Annotated in this window: 20 protein-coding genes and 1 riboswitch; of the genes, 16 read left to right on the plus strand and 4 right to left on the minus strand. The window is 40.9% G+C overall.

The features are described from left to right. Nucleotides 1–171: 171 nt before the first annotated feature. The 4 genes from CDZ94_RS19290 to CDZ94_RS19305 all read left to right on the plus strand — a co-directional run bounded on the left by CDZ94_RS19290 (nt 172) and on the right by CDZ94_RS19305 (nt 3,919). Nucleotides 172–735, plus strand: a complete 564-nt coding sequence (locus CDZ94_RS19290) for a glycerol-3-phosphate responsive antiterminator (RefSeq protein ID WP_096439923.1) — start codon at nt 172–174, stop codon at nt 733–735. A 248-nt stretch (nt 736–983) separates the two neighbouring features. Next, nucleotides 984–2,720, plus strand: coding sequence for a phospho-sugar mutase (locus CDZ94_RS19295; protein WP_096439925.1), 1,737 nt, complete (start codon nt 984–986; stop codon nt 2,718–2,720). 254 nt (nt 2,721–2,974) lie between these two features. Beyond that, nucleotides 2,975–3,166: an aspartyl-phosphate phosphatase Spo0E family protein gene (locus tag CDZ94_RS19300; protein ID WP_096439927.1), complete on the plus strand. Its 192-nt coding sequence runs from the start codon at nt 2,975–2,977 to the stop codon at nt 3,164–3,166. A gap of 150 nt (nt 3,167–3,316) precedes the next feature. After that, nucleotides 3,317–3,919 carry a pentapeptide repeat-containing protein gene (locus CDZ94_RS19305; protein WP_096439929.1) on the plus strand — a complete coding sequence of 201 codons (603 nt, stop codon included), beginning with the start codon at nt 3,317–3,319 and terminating at the stop codon, nt 3,917–3,919. A gap of 391 nt (nt 3,920–4,310) precedes the next feature. Here the strand turns inward: CDZ94_RS19305 and CDZ94_RS19310 are convergent, their stop codons facing one another. Beyond that, entirely contained in the window at nt 4,311–5,855 is a 1,545-nt protein-coding gene (locus CDZ94_RS19310; protein ID WP_096439931.1) for a peptide chain release factor 3, read from the minus strand. A 146-nt stretch (nt 5,856–6,001) separates the two neighbouring features. On the opposite strand from CDZ94_RS19310, the gene CDZ94_RS19315 reads away from it, so the two are divergent. The 8 genes from CDZ94_RS19315 (at nt 6,002) to CDZ94_RS19350 (ending at nt 12,291) form a co-directional block, all read left to right on the plus strand. After that, entirely contained in the window at nt 6,002–6,259 is a 258-nt protein-coding gene (locus CDZ94_RS19315) for a hypothetical protein (RefSeq protein ID WP_096439933.1), read from the plus strand. A gap of 24 nt (nt 6,260–6,283) precedes the next feature. Further along, on the plus strand, nt 6,284–6,535 hold the full coding sequence (locus CDZ94_RS19320) for a hypothetical protein (RefSeq protein ID WP_096439935.1): 252 nt from the start codon (nt 6,284–6,286) through the stop codon (nt 6,533–6,535). Between the two features lie 245 nt (nt 6,536–6,780). Beyond that, on the plus strand, nt 6,781–7,179 hold the full coding sequence (locus tag CDZ94_RS19325; protein ID WP_245415762.1) for a GntR family transcriptional regulator: 399 nt from the start codon (nt 6,781–6,783) through the stop codon (nt 7,177–7,179). Continuing rightward, entirely contained in the window at nt 7,172–8,062 is an 891-nt protein-coding gene (locus CDZ94_RS19330; RefSeq protein WP_096439937.1) for an ABC transporter ATP-binding protein, read from the plus strand. The genes CDZ94_RS19325 and CDZ94_RS19330 overlap by 8 nt, the downstream gene beginning before the upstream one ends. Then, a complete protein-coding gene (locus CDZ94_RS19335) occupies nt 8,059–8,763 on the plus strand; it encodes a hypothetical protein (RefSeq protein WP_096439939.1) in 705 nt (234 codons plus the stop codon). The genes CDZ94_RS19330 and CDZ94_RS19335 overlap by 4 nt, the downstream gene beginning before the upstream one ends. Before the next feature lie 329 nt (nt 8,764–9,092). Next, nucleotides 9,093–10,556, plus strand: coding sequence for a SulP family inorganic anion transporter (locus CDZ94_RS19340; RefSeq protein WP_245415763.1), 1,464 nt, complete (start codon nt 9,093–9,095; stop codon nt 10,554–10,556). A gap of 17 nt (nt 10,557–10,573) precedes the next feature. After that, nucleotides 10,574–10,993 (plus strand): universal stress protein, encoded by a 420-nt coding sequence (locus tag CDZ94_RS19345; protein ID WP_096439943.1) that lies wholly within the window; start codon nt 10,574–10,576, stop codon nt 10,991–10,993. Between the two features lie 218 nt (nt 10,994–11,211). Then, nucleotides 11,212–12,291 (plus strand): M42 family metallopeptidase, encoded by a 1,080-nt coding sequence (locus tag CDZ94_RS19350; RefSeq protein ID WP_096439945.1) that lies wholly within the window; start codon nt 11,212–11,214, stop codon nt 12,289–12,291. A 191-nt stretch (nt 12,292–12,482) separates the two neighbouring features. On the opposite strand, the gene mgtE is transcribed toward CDZ94_RS19350, so the two are convergent. Further along, nucleotides 12,483–13,844, minus strand: a complete 1,362-nt coding sequence (gene mgtE, locus CDZ94_RS19355; protein WP_096439947.1) for a magnesium transporter — start codon at nt 13,842–13,844, stop codon at nt 12,483–12,485. A gap of 233 nt (nt 13,845–14,077) precedes the next feature. Then, nucleotides 14,078–14,239: riboswitch (M-box (ykoK) riboswitch) on the minus strand. A gap of 139 nt (nt 14,240–14,378) precedes the next feature. Here mgtE and CDZ94_RS19360 point away from each other — a divergent pair. The 3 genes from CDZ94_RS19360 (at nt 14,379) to crcB (ending at nt 17,736) form a co-directional block, all read left to right on the plus strand. Then, nucleotides 14,379–16,850, plus strand: a complete 2,472-nt coding sequence (locus CDZ94_RS19360) for a penicillin acylase family protein (protein ID WP_157911787.1) — start codon at nt 14,379–14,381, stop codon at nt 16,848–16,850. Nucleotides 16,851–16,958: 108 nt separating this feature from the next. Further along, nucleotides 16,959–17,363, plus strand: coding sequence for a fluoride efflux transporter FluC (locus CDZ94_RS19365; RefSeq protein ID WP_096439951.1), 405 nt, complete (start codon nt 16,959–16,961; stop codon nt 17,361–17,363). After that, nucleotides 17,356–17,736 (plus strand): fluoride efflux transporter CrcB, encoded by a 381-nt coding sequence (crcB, locus tag CDZ94_RS19370; protein WP_232735795.1) that lies wholly within the window; start codon nt 17,356–17,358, stop codon nt 17,734–17,736. Before CDZ94_RS19365 ends, crcB begins: the two co-directional genes overlap by 8 nt. Nucleotides 17,737–17,797: 61 nt before the next feature. Here crcB and CDZ94_RS19375 read toward each other — a convergent pair whose 3' ends face one another. Together CDZ94_RS19375 and CDZ94_RS19380 are read right to left on the minus strand one after the other, a co-directional pair. Beyond that, nucleotides 17,798–18,502: a YczE/YyaS/YitT family protein gene (locus CDZ94_RS19375; protein ID WP_232735794.1), complete on the minus strand. Its 705-nt coding sequence runs from the start codon at nt 18,500–18,502 to the stop codon at nt 17,798–17,800. A gap of 26 nt (nt 18,503–18,528) precedes the next feature. Next, a complete protein-coding gene (locus tag CDZ94_RS19380) occupies nt 18,529–18,945 on the minus strand; it encodes a MarR family winged helix-turn-helix transcriptional regulator (protein WP_096439953.1) in 417 nt (138 codons plus the stop codon). Between the two features lie 197 nt (nt 18,946–19,142). On the opposite strand from CDZ94_RS19380, the gene CDZ94_RS19385 reads away from it, so the two are divergent. Next, nucleotides 19,143–20,576 carry a SpoVR family protein gene (locus CDZ94_RS19385; protein ID WP_425352548.1) on the plus strand — a complete coding sequence of 478 codons (1,434 nt, stop codon included), beginning with the start codon at nt 19,143–19,145 and terminating at the stop codon, nt 20,574–20,576. The last annotated feature ends 603 nt before the right edge of the window (nt 20,577–21,179 follow it).

The raw sequence follows: 21,179 nt of genomic DNA on the forward strand, positions 1-21,179 counted from the left end.
ATTTTCTAGTCTGGCACTCTCGTTAATATTTCACGTACCTTAAATAAGTTCTGTAATCAACACCTGTTTTGAACCATCAAAGTGGCCAATTGTAATAATTTCTTTTACAAAAGGAAAGCTTTTACACATCATAATAAAATGAGGTAAGATTATAGAAATGGGGGTGCTGCAATGAAAACGAATAAGCAAACACTTTTCCCAGCAATTCGCCAGTTAAAGGATTTTGATTGGGTATTGGATAGTCCTTATGAGACAATCATTTTGCTGGAGAGCCACGTCGGTCAATTACGAAGCCTCGTTAGAACGGCAAAACAAGCAAACAAGAAGCTTTTTATTCATGCGGATTTAGTTCATGGCTTGAAGAGTGATGATTATGGAGCTGATTTTTTATGTCAGGACATAAAAATAGATGGGCTGATTTCGACACGAAAGAACATGGTGTTAAAGGCAAAAAAACAAGGGATTTCAGCTATACAACGAATGTTTTTGCTCGATTCACTGGCACTTGAGACGAGCTTCCACAAAATTGAACAGACTGGACCTGATTATATTGAAGTGTTGCCCGGTGTTGTCCCTCACATGATTAGGGAAATTGCCGATCGAACACAAGTACCCATTATTGCAGGAGGACTCATTCGAACCGTTGACGACTTCAAAACAGCTCTTCAAGCAGGGGCATCTGCTGTAACGACATCCAATAAAGACATATGGAAACATAATCTATTATCAGGTTAACACTAGAGTTCATAGGTATCTATCGATTAGTGGAGGGCTTGCGACTTTAGGTTTCAAGTACCGATCGTTACTAGACTCAAGAATAGCACCGCGGGAAGAAAAAGTTCAACAATAATCCATAGAGTAGCTTGGTTTTTTTTTTGCTGACTCGTATAATAAAAGGAACGTGTAATCCTATCACGGCAGGATGATAGGGTTTTCTCTTTCAAAAAGAAAATTATAAGAACAACGATTAAGAGGAGGAGCCTATGAATTGGAGAGGGCAATTTGAACGTTGGAAGTCATTTGACTCCCTGCGACAGGATTTACGTGAAGAGCTAATTAAACATGAAAACGATGAAATGTACTTAGAGGACAGCTTTTATAAGAATCTTGAATTTGGTACTGGTGGAATGCGTGGTGAGATCGGTGCAGGTACGAATCGAATGAACATATATACGATTCGCAAAGCTGCTCAAGGGTTGGCTGAGTATATGAAAGCAGCGGGCGAAAAAGCACTGTCTCGGGGTGTGGTTATTGCTCACGATAACCGAAGATCATCTGATGAATTCGCATTGGAAGCGGCTTGTACTTTAGGGGCGAATGGTATTAAGACATATTTGTTTAAAGAGCTTCGCCCAACTCCTCAGCTTTCATTTGCAGTAAGACACTTACATACTCATACCGGAATAATGATTACAGCCAGTCATAACCCTCCTGAATACAATGGTTTTAAGGTTTATGGGGAAGACGGAGCACAAATGGTTCCGGAGGACGCTGACCGGTTGATCGAAATGGTGAATGCCGTTGAAAACGAATTGACCATTCAAACTGCTAAAAAAGAGGAGCTTATCAACCAGGGCTTACTCGAATATGTGCTTGATGAAATAGATGAGTCATACGGTAACGCCCTCACTTCTGTAACTGCTGACAAAGAGCTTGTAGCTTCTGTAGCGGATGATTTGTCCATTGTATTTACACCATTACACGGTGCGGCACAAAAACCGATGATGGACGGTTTTAAACGCGTAGGATTTAAAAATGTTCATTCTGTTTTGGAACAAGCCGTTCCAGATACGGAGTTTTCAGCTGTAACTTCACCGAACCCCGAAGAACATCGAGCCTTTGACAGGGCGATTTTACTAGGAGATAAACGGGATGCTGACTTGTTAATTGCTACTGATCCAGACGGAGATCGTGTCGGGGTAGCGGCTAAAAATAGCGAAGGTCAATTCACGGTGTTAACTGGTAATCAAACGGGTGCTCTTATGCTCGATTATTTACTAGGTAAGAAAAAAGAGACGAATAATCTTCCTGAAAATGGTATCGTTCTTAAAACGATTGTTACCTCGGAAATGGGACGGCGAATTGCAGGAGAATTTGGCATTGAAACGTTAGATGTACTTACAGGCTTTAAATTTATAGGTGAAAAAATTCGTCAGTTTGAAGCAAGTAAGGAGCGTACTTATTTATTTGGTTATGAAGAAAGCTATGGTTATCTGATTGAACCCTTTGCTCGTGATAAAGATGCGATCCAATCGGCATTACTTGCTGCAGAGGTGGCAGGTTACTACAAAAAGCGTGGCATGACGCTTTATGACGGCCTTCTGGAGTTATATTCTCGATACGGCTACTACCTAGAAGACTTAGAATCGTTTGTATTTAAAGGGAAAAGCGGAGCTGAAACGATGTCACAAATGATGGAAGCTTTCCGAAAACAACCTTTGAAAGAGCAGGCTGGCCAAAAAGTAAAATGGATGGAAGATTATTTAGAAGGTACACGCGTGAATGTGCTGGACGGTAGCTCCGAAGCGATTGAGTTCCCATCTTCTAATGTAATTAAAGTTGTTTTAGAAGATGGTTCTTGGTATTGTCTACGTCCGTCAGGAACAGAACCGAAAATCAAATGTTATTTTGGTGTTCGAAAGGACTCTCTAGAAGAGAGCAAAACACAATTGGAAAAGCTCAAAGATTCTGTACTACAAAAGGTGAATGAAATGTCCTAAAAAGTACTAGGAAAAAAGCACGTTGTTCTCGGACGATGTGCTTTTTTCTTTCTTTTTTGTGTGACTTTATCTATAATTGAATTAACAAATTCTGTGATATTTGTCAGACAAGTTCTAACCTTTCGTATTTAAAATATGGGACAAATAAAGAGAAACTCGAGTAATACAATGATAGTGAAAATGCTGCACGTAAAGCTTATTCTCATTTAGATAGTAAGTTTTTTAATGATTCTAAAGTTGGAGAAGTGAAAACCATGGTACTTTTACACGACTTAAAACAATATGTGGAAGAAAAACGTCAACTTATGATCCGCTCTGCTAGTTTAAATGGATTCACGTCAGAGGAAACAGTGAGGTACAGTCAAGAGCTGGATGAGCTGTTAAATTCCTATCAACAATTAACCAACCGGCAAAACATAAACAAAAGCGTTGAGGAACAGGCATGAGTTCATGAACTCGCTACCTTGAAACCTCGGCGCTTTTATCGATATGACTCAAAAGTATTGAAACGTGATACGGTGTTTAACTAAGGTAAGATGTGCAGTAAAATTGAGATGTGATGTGTTGTCGAGAAACTCACAGGAAGAGGTGCTTCGGTGACTAGAGATGAACATGTTAAGCGTGTTGATTTTGGCGGGGAACAGTGGAACAGCCGGACGTTTGAAAAGTGTTCGTTTGTTGAATGTAGCTTTAAAGGAGCTGACTTACAAGCAATTGAAACTGAACGATGTATATTCGATCGTTGTGACTTTTCAGGTGCGAAATTAAATGATTCCAAGCACAGGGCTTCTGCTTTTATAAACTGCACATTTAGAGTAGCCAACTTATGGACAACTTCTTTCCATCATTGTAAACTTACGGGGTCCACTTTTGAAGAAGCAACTTTAGTTGGAGTGACCATTGAGGAAGGGGATTGGTCCTATGTTAACTTTAGAATGCAAGACCTATCTAAACAGACCTTTCAACATACACAACTAAAAGAAACGGATTTCTACGGAGCTAACCTAAAGGGTGCAAACTTTTCAGGAGCTGATATGAAAGGCGCAAAGCTTATGAAAGCCCAGCTGGAAAATGCGAATTTAAGAGGTGCTCTCGTTGAAGCAATTAACTTTTCAGAGCTCTCACTTAAAGGTGTCCATCTCGATTGGCATCAAGCAGTTCTTGTTGCTGAAAGTTACGGAGCCAAAGTCGAAGCATAGCGCTGGTGAGGGGTTAACCCGTGGAATAAACATCGTGATAATTATCAGAATTATCTAAAAATAATAGTTCCTTTTCTTGAAAAACTGTGTATAATAGTAAAAAGAAGAAGAAAGCGGTGATAACATAGTGGCCATCATTTACATTTGTAAACAATGTAATGGTTCTGGTCAGGTTGAAAGGAAAATTTGGTTTTTGATGAGAAGGGTTCCCTGCCGCTATTGTGAAGGGAAAGGGAAGCAAAAAGTTACAAAAGAAGAAGTATGATAAGGTGTCTGCGCCATTCATAAGGTGCGGGCTTTTTGTTTGCGTTAAATCAAAGTGTGGAGATACGCCTTCAAAAGTAATATTTATCTCGCAAAAAAGGAAAGGCCACGGCCTTTCCTTATCGGTTTATTCTAAAATTTCCCAACCAGTAGAGAGCTTTAAATCAGGGAATTTATCTTGGAAGAACCGGAGAGCAAATTCATTTTCAAAGAGCAATACAGAGCGTTCCTGTTGATCTTTTACGAGCATTTTACGACTATCTGTCATATTGTCTGTCACTTCCCCGCCAGTAACCCAGCGCGCAAGTTCGTGCGTCATATGCTGAAACTCGATATCGACTTTGTACTCGTTTTTCATACGGTACTCAAACACTTGGAACTGAAGTTCACCGACAGCACCGATAATGTAGTCGTCAAAATATGGTGTACGGTAAAGCTGAATTGTTCCTTCTTGAACGAGCTGTTTCATCCCTTTATGGTATTGCTTATGCTTTAAGGCATTTTTTGCAGTGACTTTAGCGAATTTTTCCGGCGGGAATTGTGGCATTTCTTCATAGCGATAAGCTTCACTGCCACTAACAAGAGTATCTCCAACTTCGAAGTTTCCGGAATCATAAAGGCCGATAATATCACCTGGCATCGCATCATTTACAGTTTCGCGATCAGATGCGAAAAACGAGTGAGATTGAGAAAGCTTAATTTTTTTACCGGTACGGGAAAGCATGACTTCCATTCCCCGGTTAAATTTCCCTGAGCATACACGTAAAAAGGCGATTCGGTCTCGGTGATTTGGGTTCATGTTCGCTTGAATCTTGAAAATAAACCCAGTAAACGTCTCACTGTCAGGATCAATCAAGTCACCAGACGCTTTTCGTGGTTGAGGCGGAGCAGCAAGATGAACGAATTCATCTAGAAATGACTGTACACCAAAACTGGATAAGGCACTCCCAAAAAAGACTGGCGTTAGCTCTCCGTTACGGACTTTCTCCGTTGTAAACTCATTGCCGGCTTCATCTAAAAGCATGATGTCTTCTTCGAGTTTTTCTTTCTCGAAGTTTTCGAGTATCGTTTGTTCTTCGTAATCGACAGTGACACGCTCATGACTGGCATTGTGAACTTCGATTTTATTTTTCTCTCGACTGTAGATACCTTTGAGTGTTTTACCCATACCGATCGGCCAGTTCACTGGATACGTTTCCATTTCGAGAACTTCCTCGATTTCAGAAAGTAAATCTAAAGGTTCTTTTCCTTCTCGGTCCAGTTTATTAATAAATGTTAGGATTGGAATTCCCCGCATTTTACAGACCTTAAACAGTTTAAGAGTTTGTGCTTCGATTCCTTTTACGCTATCGATCACCATGACTGCAGTATCTACAGCAGTCAACGTACGGTACGTATCTTCACTAAAGTCTTGGTGACCTGGGGTGTCCAATATATTGATTTGTACGTCGTTATAAATTAGCTGCATCACACTGGATGTAACGGAGATTCCCCGTTGCTTTTCAATTTCCATCCAGTCAGAAGTAGCGAATTTTCCGCTCTTCTTTCCTTTAACCGTCCCTGCATCACGGATACTTCCACCTAGGAACAACACTTTTTCAGTGAGCGTTGTTTTACCAGCATCCGGGTGAGAGATGATTGCAAACGTTCGTCTTGGTAATTCGGTTGTCATGTACATAACCCTTTCTCGAGCAAAAAATTAAAACTCCATTCCCTCATTATATACAACTTAGCCGGAAGAATCACTCTCAAAATGCATGGTTTTCCTTACGAACGGGAAAATAATTCGTAAAGGCGCAGAAGGAGAGGAGAATCAAGATGAAAAAAGAGAGCTTATGGTATCTCTTGATGTCGAGTATCTTTGGGATTGTAACCATTGCCAGTGTCATTTATGTGTTCGATTTAGCAGCTCAACGGGAGTTAAATTTCCCCAACCATTTATTGCTTATCGGTATTGGCTTGGGTATTTGGAGTATTTTTCTTTGGAGACGAAAATCGTATCCTTTTGCGTTTGTTTTAAGCTTATTTTCAGGGTATTCGTTACTGTTGGTCGTCTTTACGATGATGGCTATGTAATAAATGACAACAGGAGTTCACAACATGAAAAAACGAGGATGGATTTGGCTTGTTAGCATACTATTAGTGCTGATCGGCGGTGTTCTTTTGTGGAATACCGTTGAATCACCTACACTACTCTACTCATTGCCATATCACTTACTAATTATAGCTGCGATGTTTGCCGTCTGGGGTGTTTTTGAGTGGAAGCGAGAGAAAAGGAAGCTGGCTTATGTTTTTATCGGGTTAGCGGTATTTTCACTATCAGTGTTTTGCTTTACAACCCTTGTATTTTAGTGAGAAGCTGAGGAAACTTGCGGATTGAATTTTGAGGTAAAGCATTACTTTATGAAAGGCGGAGTCTTCGCAGTAAATATGGCATGGAGAAATTGTTCTCCATGCCATATTTTTATATTTTAACAAGCGCTTCGCTAATTACCTTATAATGCATTTTCCTAGAAAAAATAATTGACTTCCAATCTCAATGAGTGTAGTATATTGGTTAATTAGTTGAGTAACTAACCGATTAAGGGAAGCATAGAATGAAAGTAAAGTTGGTGATCAATATGAAAAAAGCATTAGACGAAAATCGTCCGATCTTCCACCAAATTAAAGAATGGATTGAAGAAGACATTCTTGATGAGGAGTTGAAAGAGGGGGAGAGAATTCCTTCTACTAATGAACTTGCGAAATTTTACAGGATCAACCCAGCAACAGCTGGTAAGGGAGTTCAAGCACTTGTAGATGAAAAACTTATTTATAAGCAAAGGGGAATTGGCATGTTTGTGGCAGAAGGGGCAAAAAAGCTGCTAATGGAAAGGCGGAAACAAGAGTTTTTTGATGACTTTGTTAAACCGCTAGTAAAAGAAGCACACAGAATTGGGATGGAGCCTGAAGAGCTCACCGAGCTATTGTCAAAAGGAGTGAAGGAAAATGAGTGAAAGAATTGTACAAATTCAGAACCTGACTTTTTTTCACAGCAAGGACAAAAAAGGATTACATGATGTGGACCTCACAATTGAAAGAGGAAAGGTTTATGGGTTGTGGGGAAGGAACGGAGCAGGAAAAACAACATTAATGCGCGTGTTGGCTGGGTTTTTATGGCCTGATAACGGAGAGGTCCGAGTTTTCTCAGACGTTCCCTTTGAAAATCGAAACGTTATAAAACGCATTTGCTTTATCCAGGAAAATCATCCGCTAAATCGTTTGTGGCGAATTAAAGACGTGATGAAAATTGCCGCCGACTTTTACCCGAATTGGGATGAAGCGTTTGCTGAGCAAAGTTTAAAAACATTTTCCTTAGATCCGGAAAAACGAATCAAAACACTTTCAAAGGGGATGAAAACAGCGGTAGCATTAACTGTCGGTCTTGCAAGCCGTGCAGAACTGACAATCTTTGATGAGCCGACGAACGGATTGGACGCTGGAGTACGGGAAAAGTTTTATGAGCTTCTCATGAATGAGCTTGATGACGGGGAAAGAACAATCATTTTATCTACTCATTTTATACAAGAGCTTCAAGCTTATATTGAAGAAATGATCGTGCTGCATGAAGGGTCACTAGTTGTGCAACGTTCGATCGAGGAGATTCGTGAGCAAGCGGTCTATGTTACAGGATCAAAGGAGATCCTTGGACAGTATCAAAACCATGATGATGTGTTAGAAGTGAAGACACTAGGTACGACAGTTTCTATTCTTATCGAAAAAAATAGTGAAGTATGGGATGGTGTTCGTAGCCTCGACATAGACATGGAGACACCGAGTTTACAAGACTATTTGTTAAGAAAAACAGATTTTGAACAAGAAGAGGGTGAGAAATTGTGAATGAAGTAATCGGGATTTGGCGTATTATTTGGTTAGAAATGAAACAATCGTTTGTTATTTTTTGGTCGATATTGATCGGTACGACTCTATTGGGATTACTGGGGACAGTCATTTTTCAACTTGAAGAGATCATCTTCGTGACTAATGTACCTTTGTATATTTATTTTACTATTATCGGTGCTCAGCTTTTTCGACTGGCTCTTACTTATGGAACATCGTTTGGAAGCACAAGAACTCAGTTTTATATAGGAGCGATTACTGGAGGTGCATTTCTTGTACTATTAGGAAGTGCCATCCATGCCCTTGTTTATCTTGGACTAAATACGTTAGCTTTTACATTCGTTCCAGCTTTCGAAATTAAACACTTTTTTCCGTTTTTACTTACTATGGGTGATGGAGTCTTTCCTAATTTTCTCGTAGATAGCTTGTTTAGCCTGATGGTGTTGTCGATTGGATGTTTCTTTTCAACACTCTATTATAGATATGGTTCTCTCCCTTTGTATTTAAGCGGTGCGTTTCTTGTCCTAACAGGGGTTTTCCCGGTAACTCATCAATATTGGCAAAATTTTTTCCGGTTTCTTTATACAAGTAGCTTATTCGAAGTGCTTAGTGCTTTTTTTATTATCGCTCTGGTTGCGTTTTTAATACCATTAATGTTTATCAGAAAGTTCAACATTTACAGAAAGGGGAATGCCTCATAACGTAATTACGCTTAAAGGTTTTTTCCGTTTTTTTAAAACAACAAGATTCGTTAACCGAAATATAAAAAGAAGGCCGTCCTGGTTGAAGGGGCGGCCTTTTAATGAAACACTAAGATTGGAAAACGCTCCACAAAATTGTGTCGAATTTATGAATAAGCTAGTAAATTAGAGAAAAACATCGATAAATGTAGAAAAACATATATATTATACGCTTTCATGACGATTTTCTTTCTCTATTAATTCTGTTACAATTCAATATGTTTGCAACGGCCCCGACTTTCGTGAGAGTCGAAAGTCATATTATAAAGCTAATAGGAAGAGGTGCAACATTGAGTTACACAGAAAAATTGAAAAATGAATGGTTTGGCAATGTGAGAGGAGATATTCTTGCAGGTGTTGTTGTTGCTTTAGCTCTCATTCCAGAGGCGATTGCGTTCTCGATTATTGCAGGCGTTGATCCTATGGTAGGGCTTTATGCTGCTTTTTGTATTGCGGTTGTCATTGCTTTTGTAGGCGGAAGACCGGGGATGATTTCCGGTGCTACAGGTGCGATGGCGTTACTAATGATTACACTCGTGGCGGATCACGGGTTGGAATATTTACTCGCAGCGACGATTTTAACCGGTATTATTCAAGTTCTTTTTGGTGTTTTCAAGCTGGCAAGTGTAATGAAGTTCGTGCCACGTTCCGTTATGATCGGCTTCGTAAACGCCTTGGCGATCTTGATTTTTACCTCACAGTTACAACACTTTGTTGGAGAAACCTGGATTATGTATAGTTTAGTGGCTTTAACATTGGCGATTATTTACATTCTCCCACGTTTTACAAAAGCAGTACCGTCACCGCTAGTGGCGATTATAATTGTCAGTGCTGTTGCCATTATGATGAATGCGGGCGTACGGACAGTTGGAGATATGGGGGCACTACCTTCGACACTTCCAATTTTTGCATTGCCAAGTATTCCGTTAAACCTTGAAACACTCATGATTATTTTGCCATATTCACTTGCTCTAGCTATGGTTGGTTTACTAGAGTCGCTACTCACAGCTTCAATTGTTGACGATATGACCGACACGGATAGTGATAAAAACAAAGAAAGCCGTGGTCAAGGAATTGCGAATATGGTTACAGGCTGCTTTGGTGGTATGGCTGGTTGTGCAATGATTGGACAAGCCGTTATTAACGTAAAGTCAGGTGGTAGAGGACGACTATCCTCTTTAGTTGCCGGTGTGTTTTTGATGTTCTTAATTCTTGTGCTGGGCAATCTTGTTGTTCAAATTCCAATGGCTGCATTAGCTGGAGTTATGATCATGGTCTCAATCAGTACATTTGACTGGAGTTCTCTCATGAATATCCACAAAGTTCCTCGTACCGATGCTCTTGTTATGATCGTTACAGTGGGAACGGTTGTCTATACGCATGATTTATCAAAAGGGGTATTTGCCGGGGTCATACTGAGCGCCATTTTCTTTGCTGCTAAAATTTCTAAGGTAAAGGTAGAGAAGCAGCTCGATGAAAGTTCCTCAAGTCTGACTTACCATATTGATGGTCAGATATTCTTTGCTTCTGTGACAGAATTTCTCGCAAAATTTGACTATGATGTGATTGTCGATGAAGTAATCATTGATTTGAGTCGGGCTCATCTTTGGGATGACTCTGCAGTCGGTGCTATAGATAAAATCGAGGCGAAATACGAGTCACGCGGAATCAAAGTGAAAATTGAAGGATTGAACAAAGAAAGCTCTATACTCATGGACCGCATTGGCGGCTTGAGTAAAGCTTCAGGGCACTAAAAGGTCGGTGACATTCTATGTTTGAAAATATTCTATTAGCTGTAGACGGTTCCGAACACTCTCATCGTGCTACAATAAAAGCAATGGAGCTAGCCAAACTCTCAAAAGGCTCTACGATTGAAATATTGTATGTGGTGGATGCAAATACGTCCAAATCAGATGTACTAAAATATGGAGATTCTGACACAGCTGCGTATAAACGCAAAGAAATGTTGCAAGCATTTGAAGCGAAGGTTTTTAACAAAGGAATTGACTACGAAGTCACAATTCTGCACGGAACGCCAGCTGAAACGATTATTGAATATGTGAACGATGGCGATTACGACTGTCTCGTTATGGGAAGTCGCGGCCGCAACGAATTACAAACCTTCATATTAGGTGGCGTAAGTCATAAAGTGATGAAGCATGTAAAAGCACCGATTATGATGGTGAAATAAAACAATTGAGCTGTCTCTTTTTAGAGGCAGCTTTTAATATTTGTGAAGGTTCTGTCGTTATTTATCGAATGATCGATATCTTGAACATTTCCGCTGATAAAAGTAATATCGTAAAGGTTTGTTGTAGCACAATCTATAAAAAAAGTATTATTCAAAGGTCACCTCATGTCCGCTAAATTTTTGTACATACTAAACGTGAAAGAGGTGACGACACGATTATGGATGATAAAACCTATCAACTCATGAAAGAACTAACCGAAACAGAAGGTCTTCCTGGCTTTGAAGACCGTGTTTATAATTTGATGAAGCGGGAAATTAAAACCATTACTAACGAGACGACCACCGACAATTTAGGAAGCATCGTAGGGAAAGTTGGCGACAGCGGACCGAAAATCATGCTCGCCGGACACTTAGATGAAGTTGGCTTTATTGTAAGCAATATTACGAAAAAAGGATTCTTGAAGATCAAAGCCCTAGGCGGATGGTGGGGACACGTCATGCTCGCTCAACGGGTGAAGGTCCTCACAAGTAAAGGTGACCTCACAGGGGTTATTGGTTCTAAGGCGCCCCACGTCCTCAGTGTAGAAGAGCGAAAAAAAGTACTTAAAATTGATAAAATGTTTATCGATATTGGGGCTTCAAGTGACGAAGAGGCGCGATCATTCGGCGTTGAAGTCGGGGATCCAGTGGCAACGATTTGCCCGTTTGAGGTCTTACCTAACAAAAAAACACTTTTAGCCCGTACATGGGATAACCGTGCTGGTTGTTATGTGGCGCTGAAAGTTTTAGAAAAACTACAATCAAGTTCGCTTCCGAACCAGCTTTTCTCAGGTGCAACCGTTCAAGAAGAAGTAGGTCTACGAGGTGCCCAAACGCTCGCTCAAACAATCCTACCGGATATTTCTTTTGCGACAGATGTCGGTGTGGCAGGGGATACACCAGGAATGGACCAGGATGCGGCAAATCTGGAGCTTGGAAATGGACCCATTCTCGGTTTTCTTGACCGTTCAATGGTTCCACATCGAAAACTGCGCGATTTTGTCGTTAATATCGCAAAAGAATATAACATTCCCTTTCAACGTGAGCTTATGACAGGTGGAGCAACAGACGGAGGTAAATTCCACCTTGCAGGAAGTGGTGTCCCGACACTCGTCGTAAGTGTTCCTTCCCGTTATATTCACAGTCATGTGTCTATGGTTCACCTCGATGACTTGAATAACGCCGTTGATCTGCTTGTTCAAGTGATCAGTGCATTAGATGAACAAACGGTGCAAAAGATTAAAGGGTTAGAAGGTTAATAAAAAAATCGAGTAGCACATAGTCTACTCGATTTTTTATAGTTCAGAAATATAAAAATTTACGTTTGTGTCTAGCTCCAGGAGCCATCGTGTCAAATAACCTGCCCGATCAAAAGTAAAAAGCACTTTTGATCGGACAGAACATTTGCATGTCGTCGGGTAAAGGAGCCTTGCGCTTTTCTTGTCATATTTTAAAGTAAATGGAGTAATGTCGTGGCAATGGAAAAATAAATAAGCAAACCGATAATATCGTTAACTGTTGTAATAAACGGGCCTGAAGCAATCGCAGGATCGAGCTTCATTTTATTAATGATAAGCGGTACAATCGTACCAATTACAGTAGCAATACTAAGCGAAATAAAGATTGAAACACCTACAATAAAGGCTAGCCAAACGCTACCGTGAAGGATTGGCACAATAATCATTAAGACAGCAGCACACATTAATCCGAGCATGATTCCTGTGCTAAACTCACGAAGAATCATTTTACCGATACCTTTACGCTCGAGTGTGCCTAAAGCTAGGGAACGTACTGCAACAGCTAACGACTGTGTCCCTGTGTTCCCTGAGGAGTCCATTATTAATGGGATAAATCCGGCTAAAAGCACGACGGCTTCTAATGTTTCTTCAAATTGTCCGATAACATTGGCGGTAATCATGCCAAAGAACATAAGCAAAATGATCCATGGTGCTCGTTTTTTAGCTGCCGTAAAGGGAGAGAGCGTTATGTCTGTAGCACCTCGTGATGCAGCAAACTCACCAAGGTCTTCGGTAGCCTCTTCTTCAATAACATCAATAATGTCATCGACCGTAATAATGCCTACGAGTGTGTTATGGGAAGTGACGACTGGAACTGCTAGGAAATCATATTTTTTAATCAAGTTCGCCACGTCTTCTTGATCATCTCCTGTTTTTACAGAAACGACACGAGAACTCATCACGTCTTCCACTTTCGCATCAGGTTCTGCGATGATCAAGTCACGCAAGGAGACAACGCCTGCTAACTCGTGCTTCATGTTCACCACATACAAATAATAAATGGTCTCCGCATTGGGCCCTTTCTTACGCAATAATTTAATCACATCTCGTATCGATGAGTCCGCTGAAATGTTGATAAACTCTTTAGTCATGATTGCACCCGCGGTTTCCTCTTCATAGCTGAGAAGTTCGCGAATGTCTTTAGCGTCTTTAGCCTCAAGTCCTTCGAGGATGGCATTGGATCGTTTAGTTGGGATCTCGCCTAAAAAGTCGGCTACATCATCGGCAGACATTTCACCAACCATATCTTGAGCGTAGTGCTGATTGAGTTCTTCAATGATTTGCTTCTGATCTTCTAAATCAAGTTCCTGGAAAATCTCAGCAAATTCTTCTGCTGAAAGGTATTCGTATAAATTTTGACGCTGTGTATTATTTAAGTCTAAGAAAAAATCCAGTTGATCCTGTGGATGAAGCTCTAAAAATAAATCGCGAAACTTTTGAATATCCGCTGTATTTAATGCTTGCAAGACAAACTGAGCGTATTGTTCGCGATTTTGCTCGGTTAATTTAACCATAAGGTCAGCCCCCTTTTAGCAAGGTCAGCCGTTACCGGTGGGAACGGTCCTTGCTCTTATTTTATTATTTCTTAATTGGATAGTGACAAAACGCCTATATGATATGGGCACGGGGTCCATTCCACACCACCTCCTGGAATTTTTATATACTTTATAACTTCAAATAAAAAACACCTTCATTCATTACGAACGAAGGTGTTACATGCATAGCAAATAACGTTGTGTTTTGGGTCACTAACCTCCATTCGTAGAGCTTTAGCACTGTACGGCATAGGCATGCCAGCTACATTAGGAAACACCTTATGTCGATGATTCCAGTTGACCCATTGGCGTCTTTGGACATTTTTGGGCAGTAGCGTATCTCCGTACAGGAGCCTCACCTAACGAGGAATGAATTTTTTAAGCTGTTTGCTATGATAAAGGATATGTTCCCTGCCTGTCAACATGAAAATGATTTTTTCTCCGAGTGAAAAGGAGAAACGGTTCTCCAAATCGAATGATAACAAGATCAAAATGTTTATACAGGGGGAGAAAATGGAACGTGGAATAGTACTCGAAAGAAAGAGAATGCCGTTGTTTCAAAGACGTTGGGTAAAAATCGTCGTTGTACTTGTAGGAGTGCTTCTTTTTTTATCCATAGTTGCACTTGGAACAGGGTACTGGTTTATTACTAAAAGTCACCCCGTTTTAGAAGGAGAAAAACAGATGAATGGGCTAACACAAGAAGTAACGGTTCTACGAGATGAACGAGGTGTAGCACAAATTAATGCGACTGATTTAGAAGATTTGTTTTACGTGCAAGGTTACGTGACTGCTCAAGATCGTCTTTTTCAAATGGATATGACCCGTCGCCTTGCTGGTGGGCGTTTAGCTGAAGTGGTTGGAGAAGCGGCTCTAGATAGCGATCGTTTTTTCCGAACATATGGCATGCACCGTTATATTGAGGCTACAATCGAAAAGTTCGACGATGAAACTTCCAGAGCGGTTGATGCTTTTTCAAAAGGTGTGACGGCTTATATTGATGAAGTATTCCCTGAGGGAAACCAGCCTCTTGAGTTCCGTATTCTCGGTTATGAGCCTGACCCCTGGACACCAGAGGACTCAGCGATTGTCGTCAAGTATATGGGATATACCTTAACGGGAAATCATCGAAACGAAATCGAGAACTATCAGTTTGTTCAAGCTCTAGGTGATGATGCGCAGTTTTTGTTTCCGGAATATCATGTTGACGACCATTTTCCAACAATTTACGAGCAGGTGGATATTGAAGATATGCCTTTTGAAAGTGGCGCGCTAAATTCACTGAAAGCTTTTGCACCATCCGAGTTTAATGGAAGCAATAACTGGGCAATTAGTGGAGAACATACCGAATCCGGTTTCCCATTAGTAGCTGATGATCCTCATTTAGGATTGGAAATTCCGAGTGTATGGTATCAAACTCACCTAAACTTAGAAGGTGACTTTCATTCAGTTGGCGTCACTGTACCCGGCGTTCCAGGTGTCGTGTTAGGGCATAATGACGAGCTTGCGTGGGGTGTGACTTCGATGTCGGTGGACCAGGAAGACTTGTATTTAGAAGAGGCCCACCCCGATCAAGCTCATCACTATTTATATGACGGGGAATGGGAGGAAGCCGAAGTTATCGAAGAAGTGATTGCAATCGATGGTGGTGAATCTCATGTTGAACAAGTTGAAATTACCCGAAATGGACCAATCATGAGCCATCTGTTTCATGATAAGGAGGAGGGCGAGGAGCCCGTTATCAATTCAGAAGCTCTTTACCATGCAATGAGCTTGCGGTGGACTGGCCGTGAAGCCGGTGAAGAACTGAACGGTGTCTTAAAGTTGAATCGTGCAACGAATGTAGATGAATTTATGAATGGTCTAGATGAGTTTGTAACACCAGCGCTAAGCTGGGTGTTTGCAGATCGAAAAGGGAATATTGGCTACCGCGGTCAGGCCCGGTTACCTAACCGGCAAAATTCAGATGGGCTCCTTCCTATCCCAGGATGGGATCCTAATTATCAATGGGACGGTTTTATTCCAATCGATGAATTGCCGCAAATTGTTAATCCTGAATCCGGATACATTATGACTGCAAACAACAAGCCGGTAGATGATGAATATCCTTACGAAATTGGGCGCAGCTTTTACCCATACCGAGCAGAGCGTTTGGATGAAATGATCCAAGAACAAATTGTTTCCGGAGAACCGTTTACGTTGGAGCATGCAAAGGAAATGCAGCACGACTTTTTAAACACTCAGGCTCGCTCTCTTTTACCCTTACTGGTTGATGAGATTGGTGATTCAGAGTTGACTGAGTTAGAATTAGCTGCCCTCGAACTTCTAATGGAATGGGATTATGTTGAGAGTGCTGACTCTGGAGCTGCTCTCGTCTGGCATCAATGGTATAACCAATTTGGTGAGAGAATGTTTGAAAACATTGTCGATTTTCCGTACTCAAGCGCACTCGTTATTCACGACACGATTCACAAAGCGGCGCACGATGAAGAAGGGAGGATGTTTGCTTTTTTAGATGATGAATGGCATCGAGACTTCACGGTGTTTGTCGAGGAAACCTTTTCGGATGCTGTTGCTACCGTAAAAGAGATACAAGGAAGTAGGGTAGAGCAATGGGCGTGGGGTGACTGGCATAAAATGACGATCACCCATCCATTAAGCGGGGTCTGGCCTCTCAATCATTTATTTAATTTAGGCGCATGGGAGGTGGGCGGAAGTGGAGCTACACCAGGAGCGCATTCCTATGATGAAGAAACAGGGCGTGTTCGCCACGGAGCTGGATGGCGCTTTGTCGCTGACTTAAGCTTTGAAGAGCCAGCCCAGGATATCGTCATGCCTGGTCAGTCCGGTCAAGTTCTCTCCCCTCACTACGATGATCAAATTGAAACGTGGCTTGAAGGTGACTTATACCCGGTGATTTATGAAAAAGAAGAAGAGGATGCCGGAGTAAATGTAATGCGTTTTGTGCCAGCCGAAGAGGAGTAGATTTTGATAGCCGGCTCTCTGTGAGAGTCGGCTAATTGCCTTCCTCTTGAAAACCTCTGCCTAATTTTATAAAGTTGAAACAGAAAGATGCTTGGCGAGGAGAATGAAATGAAGATTAATTGGTATTTAATCATCGCAATATTTATAGGCGGTGCCCTCGGAACAACGGTCCGCTACTTCATTAACGTCCAGACGATGTTCACACTTTATCCAATCGGTACGTTGACCGAAAACATCATTGGAAGCTTTTTATTAGGCGTCCTCACGCGCTACTTGATTCACCGCAAATCACATGAAGTATGGAAAGCCGGACTGGGCGTTGGCTTCTGTGGCAGTTTAACGACAATGTCAACACTCGCTGCTGATGCTTATGCTTTAGCAGGTGACAACTCGATGCTTAGCGCTGCACTTTATACATCGCTATCTTTATTTGGCGGTTTACTCGTTGCCATGATTGGTTTTGCCTTAAGTGATGCCTATGCGAAACGAATGGGGGCGGTTGAAAATGATTAATCTCTTTCTCGTTTCTATTGGGGGTGGACTAGGAGCCGTTAGCCGCTACTTGCTTGGCTTGAAAATACAGCAGCAATATCCTAAATCACCGATTCCTATAGCCATGCTTATCGTTAACTTACTCGGATCTCTTGGGCTTGGTGTTTTTTTTGGTGCCCTTTTCGGTGGTATCCCGATGTTCGAATATGACAATCCATGGTTTTTACTATTAGGCATCGGTTATTTCGGTGCTTTCACGACGTTTTCTACATTTAGCGTCGAAGCGACTACACTTATTCATGAGCAAAAATACAAAAAAGCTTTTATATATATTGGGCTAAGTATTGTTGGATCATTTGTGATGTTTTTACTTGGTATCTTCTGGTTTGTTTAAATGAGGTGAGCGTGAGTAACGTAGCAATGTGAGAAAAAAATAAAAAGTCTCCCATAAAAAACTATGACCCACTCGCTTCTTGCCTCTCTGTAGCTTGTGGGTGCAAGGGAACCAAGCTTTGTTCCACTATTGATAGGCGCCTTCTCCAAAATCTTAAAGAAGCTTGCAAAACTGGACCAATTAAGATGATAGACAAAAATGAACCAGCTGCCACTGGCCCCCCTAAAAGCCAGCCTATTGTTAAAGCAAGTAACTCAAGTACTGATCGTACAAGGCGAATGGAAAGCCCGGTTTTCTCAGCCAAAGCAAGTGTAAGACCATCCCGAGGTCCTGCACCTAAAGTAGACGCAACATACATTCCAGCTCCAAAGCCCATTAAACAAACGCCGAGGAAAAGAAAAGTCGTCCGTTCCCACAACGGAAATACCCCATTGAAGAAGGGGATGGCTAAAATAAGGTTGATAAAAAAACCAACAAGGATTACATTAACAAAGGTACCTAACCGAGGCCTTTTCTTTTCAATCAAGTACGTAAAAAGAACCATAAACAGCCCGAGAATTTGAACACATAAACCTATTGACCATGGGGTATTATAGGACATTCCGATGTGAAGGACATCCCAAGTCGCTGCGCCTAGAGCTGATATAATCATCAATGAGGCGCCAAGAGCGAGAATAAAGATTCCAGACAAAAATACCAACCATTTAAGTAAACTAAAATACACTCTGTTTCGAGCTTTCATGTCACTAAACCTTAATTTCCCCACTCTAATCCTTCTTTCTCTAGTTAATCTTAGTCGCGGTCTAAGTTTTCATTAATTTGCTTGAGCACACGTCTGAAAACCGTTAAATCATTTTCATTAATACCAGAAATAGCTTCTCTTTCCATGTTATGTGAAGCATGAAGCCAGTCTTGATAACGTAATTTTGCTTTTGGTGATAGCATAACAAAACGTTCACGCCGGTCTTTTCCAGCCTCTCTCTGAATCCAGCCTTCCTCCTCAAGTCGAGTCAAAGTCCGTGTAATCGTTGGTGCTTCCACGTTTAGATACTCGCTGATTTCTATCTGTGTTACTTTTTCCTTCTGTGCTAAATAAAAAATAATTCCCCACTGAGAGCTAAAAAGTTCAAGAGGAGAAAGGTGTTCATTTAATCTTTTCTTAAACTTACGAGCCGTTTGATTCACTAGATGACCATATAACAATGTCACAACGATCCCAACCTTCGCATCATCACTAATTTTTTTACTTACCTAAGTAAGTATATATCGAATTGCATGCCAATTCAACATAAATGTCTTCAAAATAGGTGCTGAATAAACAACAACTGAACACTTGCCATCATTTCATCATCCTTAAGCCTATTCGCACATAAACTGAAGTAACGAGGATATAGGAGGGGAACTACATGAGTGATCATGATCGCGATAGAGTGCTAATGAGGACGATTGATGAAATAACGGAAATAGCGGATGGTTTCGGTTTAGATTATTACCCGATGCGCTATGAAATTTGCCCAGCTGATATTATCTATACTTTTGGAGCCTATGGTATGCCGACGCGCTTTTCTCATTGGAGCTTCGGAAAGCAGTTCCATAAAATGAAGCTTCAATATGACTTGGGTTTGAGTAAAATATATGAGCTTGTGATAAACTCCGATCCTTGTTACGCGTTTTTACTCGATACAAATACGTTAATTCAAAACAAACTGATCATTGCCCACGTTTTAGCACACTGTGATTTCTTTAAAAATAACGTCCGGTTTTCTAACACACGACGAGATATGGTCGAAAGTATGACAGCCACAGCAGAGCGTGTAGCTCACTATGAAATGGTTCACGGGCGAGAAGAAGTAGAACAGTTTCTGGATGCTGTTATGGCGATTCAAGAACATATCGATCCAAGTCTTGTAAGACCCAAGCTCTCATGGTCTAAAGAGGACATCTGGTTAGATGAAGATGACGATGATCCGAAAGAAAGTCCGTATGACGACCTTTGGACACTTGACGAAGCTGAAAAAGTGAAGCCAAGCCGACGAGAGTTAGCTAAGAAAAAGAAGAAGCTACCTCCACATCCCGAAAAAGATATACTTCTATTCATTGAAGAATACAGTCGTGAACTTGAGGATTGGCAGCGTGATATTTTCACGATGATGCGTGAAGAAATGCTATATTTCTGGCCACAATTGGAAACGAAGATCATGAACGAAGGCTGGGCGAGCTATTGGCATCAAAGGATTATTCGCGAAATGGATCTCACAGAGGAGGAAGCAATCGAATTTGCCAAACTGAACGCAGGCGTCGTTCAGCCATCAAAAACGCAGATCAATCCCTACTATTTAGGGATAAAAATTTTTGAAGATATCGAAGAGCGATACAACAATCCAACAGAAGACATGCGTGAATTACAAGGAGTTAAGCCAAACAGCGGTCGGGAAAAGATGTTCGAGGTGCGGGAGATTGAATCCGATATTTCCTTTATACGAAACTATCTCACAAAAGAGCTGGCAAGTCGCGAGGACATGTACTTGTTCCAAAAGAAGGGACGCGACTATAAAATTGTCGATAAAGAGTGGGAAGCGGTCCGTGATCAGCTTATCTCCAGTCGTGTAAATGGCGGATTTCCTTACATTACAGTGACTGACGGAGATTATCTTAAGAACGGAGAGCTTTATCTGACTCATTGGTATGAGGATATTGAACTGGATACAAAATATCTGGAGAAAACTCTCCCTTACTTACATCAGCTATGGGGAAGATCGGTGCATTTGGAAACGGTGCTGAGTGAACGTGAAATTGTCTTTACGTATGACGGGAAGAAGATTCATAAGAGGTATTTGTAAGTCATAAATAATATGAAACGCATGAGCTTCTCAAAAGTTCTTGCGTTTTCTTTTATTTTGTAACTCGGATAAATAAATTATCAACTCTATTCCATCTGTTATGTAATAGTCGGTTTGTTTTTATTGCCAAAGAATTCAGAAAAGCTTATTGTAAGAATAATGGACATCCAAATATTTTACACAAAATGCTATTCATGAAGAAGGATGGGGAGATCCGACTATAAACGATGTTACCAATCTATAAAAGAGCATGACACTTTTGCTTATTCTTACACTCAGATTCCGTTTGCGAAATGAGTTTAAAAGTGAGCAGCTTCTTAAGAACGAAATAAGGGATATAGTTAGTAACGAAGGGCTCTATCAACGGACTAATATTGGATGGCAGGATATCATACAAGTGTACGACCATCCAGATATGTTTCGTTTATATCTATCAAAGAACAAAGCTATTATACTAACAATGGCTTTTATAAAACAAAAGAGCATGCATAAGTAAGTTTCTCACAATAAAATTAACGCGGGATAAACTTAGATGTGTAAAGTGTCGATAGGTATACTTGGACTTAGATATATTAGCAGTTTAGGTTTGAAATAATCACACTA

The organism is Alteribacter populi (assembly GCF_002352765.1).
GTDB lineage: Bacteria > Bacillota > Bacilli > Bacillales > Salisediminibacteriaceae > Alteribacter > Alteribacter populi.

Coding starts and splice junctions, on each gene's coding strand:
- CDZ94_RS19345 (WP_096439943.1), top strand. CDS start 10,574: ATGTTTGAAAATATTCTATTAGCTGTAGACGGTTCCGAACACTCTCAT.
- CDZ94_RS19290 (WP_096439923.1), top strand. CDS start 172: ATGAAAACGAATAAGCAAACACTTTTCCCAGCAATTCGCCAGTTAAAG.
- CDZ94_RS19350 (WP_096439945.1), top strand. CDS start 11,212: ATGGATGATAAAACCTATCAACTCATGAAAGAACTAACCGAAACAGAA.
- CDZ94_RS19310 (WP_096439931.1), bottom strand. CDS start 5,855: ATGACAACCGAATTACCAAGACGAACGTTTGCAATCATCTCTCACCCG.
- mgtE (WP_096439947.1), bottom strand. CDS start 13,844: ATGGTTAAATTAACCGAGCAAAATCGCGAACAATACGCTCAGTTTGTC.
- CDZ94_RS19330 (WP_096439937.1), top strand. CDS start 7,172: ATGAGTGAAAGAATTGTACAAATTCAGAACCTGACTTTTTTTCACAGC.
- CDZ94_RS19325 (WP_245415762.1), top strand. CDS start 6,781: ATGAAAGTAAAGTTGGTGATCAATATGAAAAAAGCATTAGACGAAAAT.
- CDZ94_RS19320 (WP_096439935.1), top strand. CDS start 6,284: ATGAAAAAACGAGGATGGATTTGGCTTGTTAGCATACTATTAGTGCTG.
- CDZ94_RS19300 (WP_096439927.1), top strand. CDS start 2,975: ATGGTACTTTTACACGACTTAAAACAATATGTGGAAGAAAAACGTCAA.
- CDZ94_RS19385 (WP_425352548.1), top strand. CDS start 19,143: ATGAGTGATCATGATCGCGATAGAGTGCTAATGAGGACGATTGATGAA.
- crcB (WP_232735795.1), top strand. CDS start 17,356: ATGATTAATCTCTTTCTCGTTTCTATTGGGGGTGGACTAGGAGCCGTT.
- CDZ94_RS19360 (WP_157911787.1), top strand. CDS start 14,379: ATGGAACGTGGAATAGTACTCGAAAGAAAGAGAATGCCGTTGTTTCAA.
- CDZ94_RS19365 (WP_096439951.1), top strand. CDS start 16,959: ATGAAGATTAATTGGTATTTAATCATCGCAATATTTATAGGCGGTGCC.
- CDZ94_RS19295 (WP_096439925.1), top strand. CDS start 984: ATGAATTGGAGAGGGCAATTTGAACGTTGGAAGTCATTTGACTCCCTG.
- CDZ94_RS19315 (WP_096439933.1), top strand. CDS start 6,002: ATGAAAAAAGAGAGCTTATGGTATCTCTTGATGTCGAGTATCTTTGGG.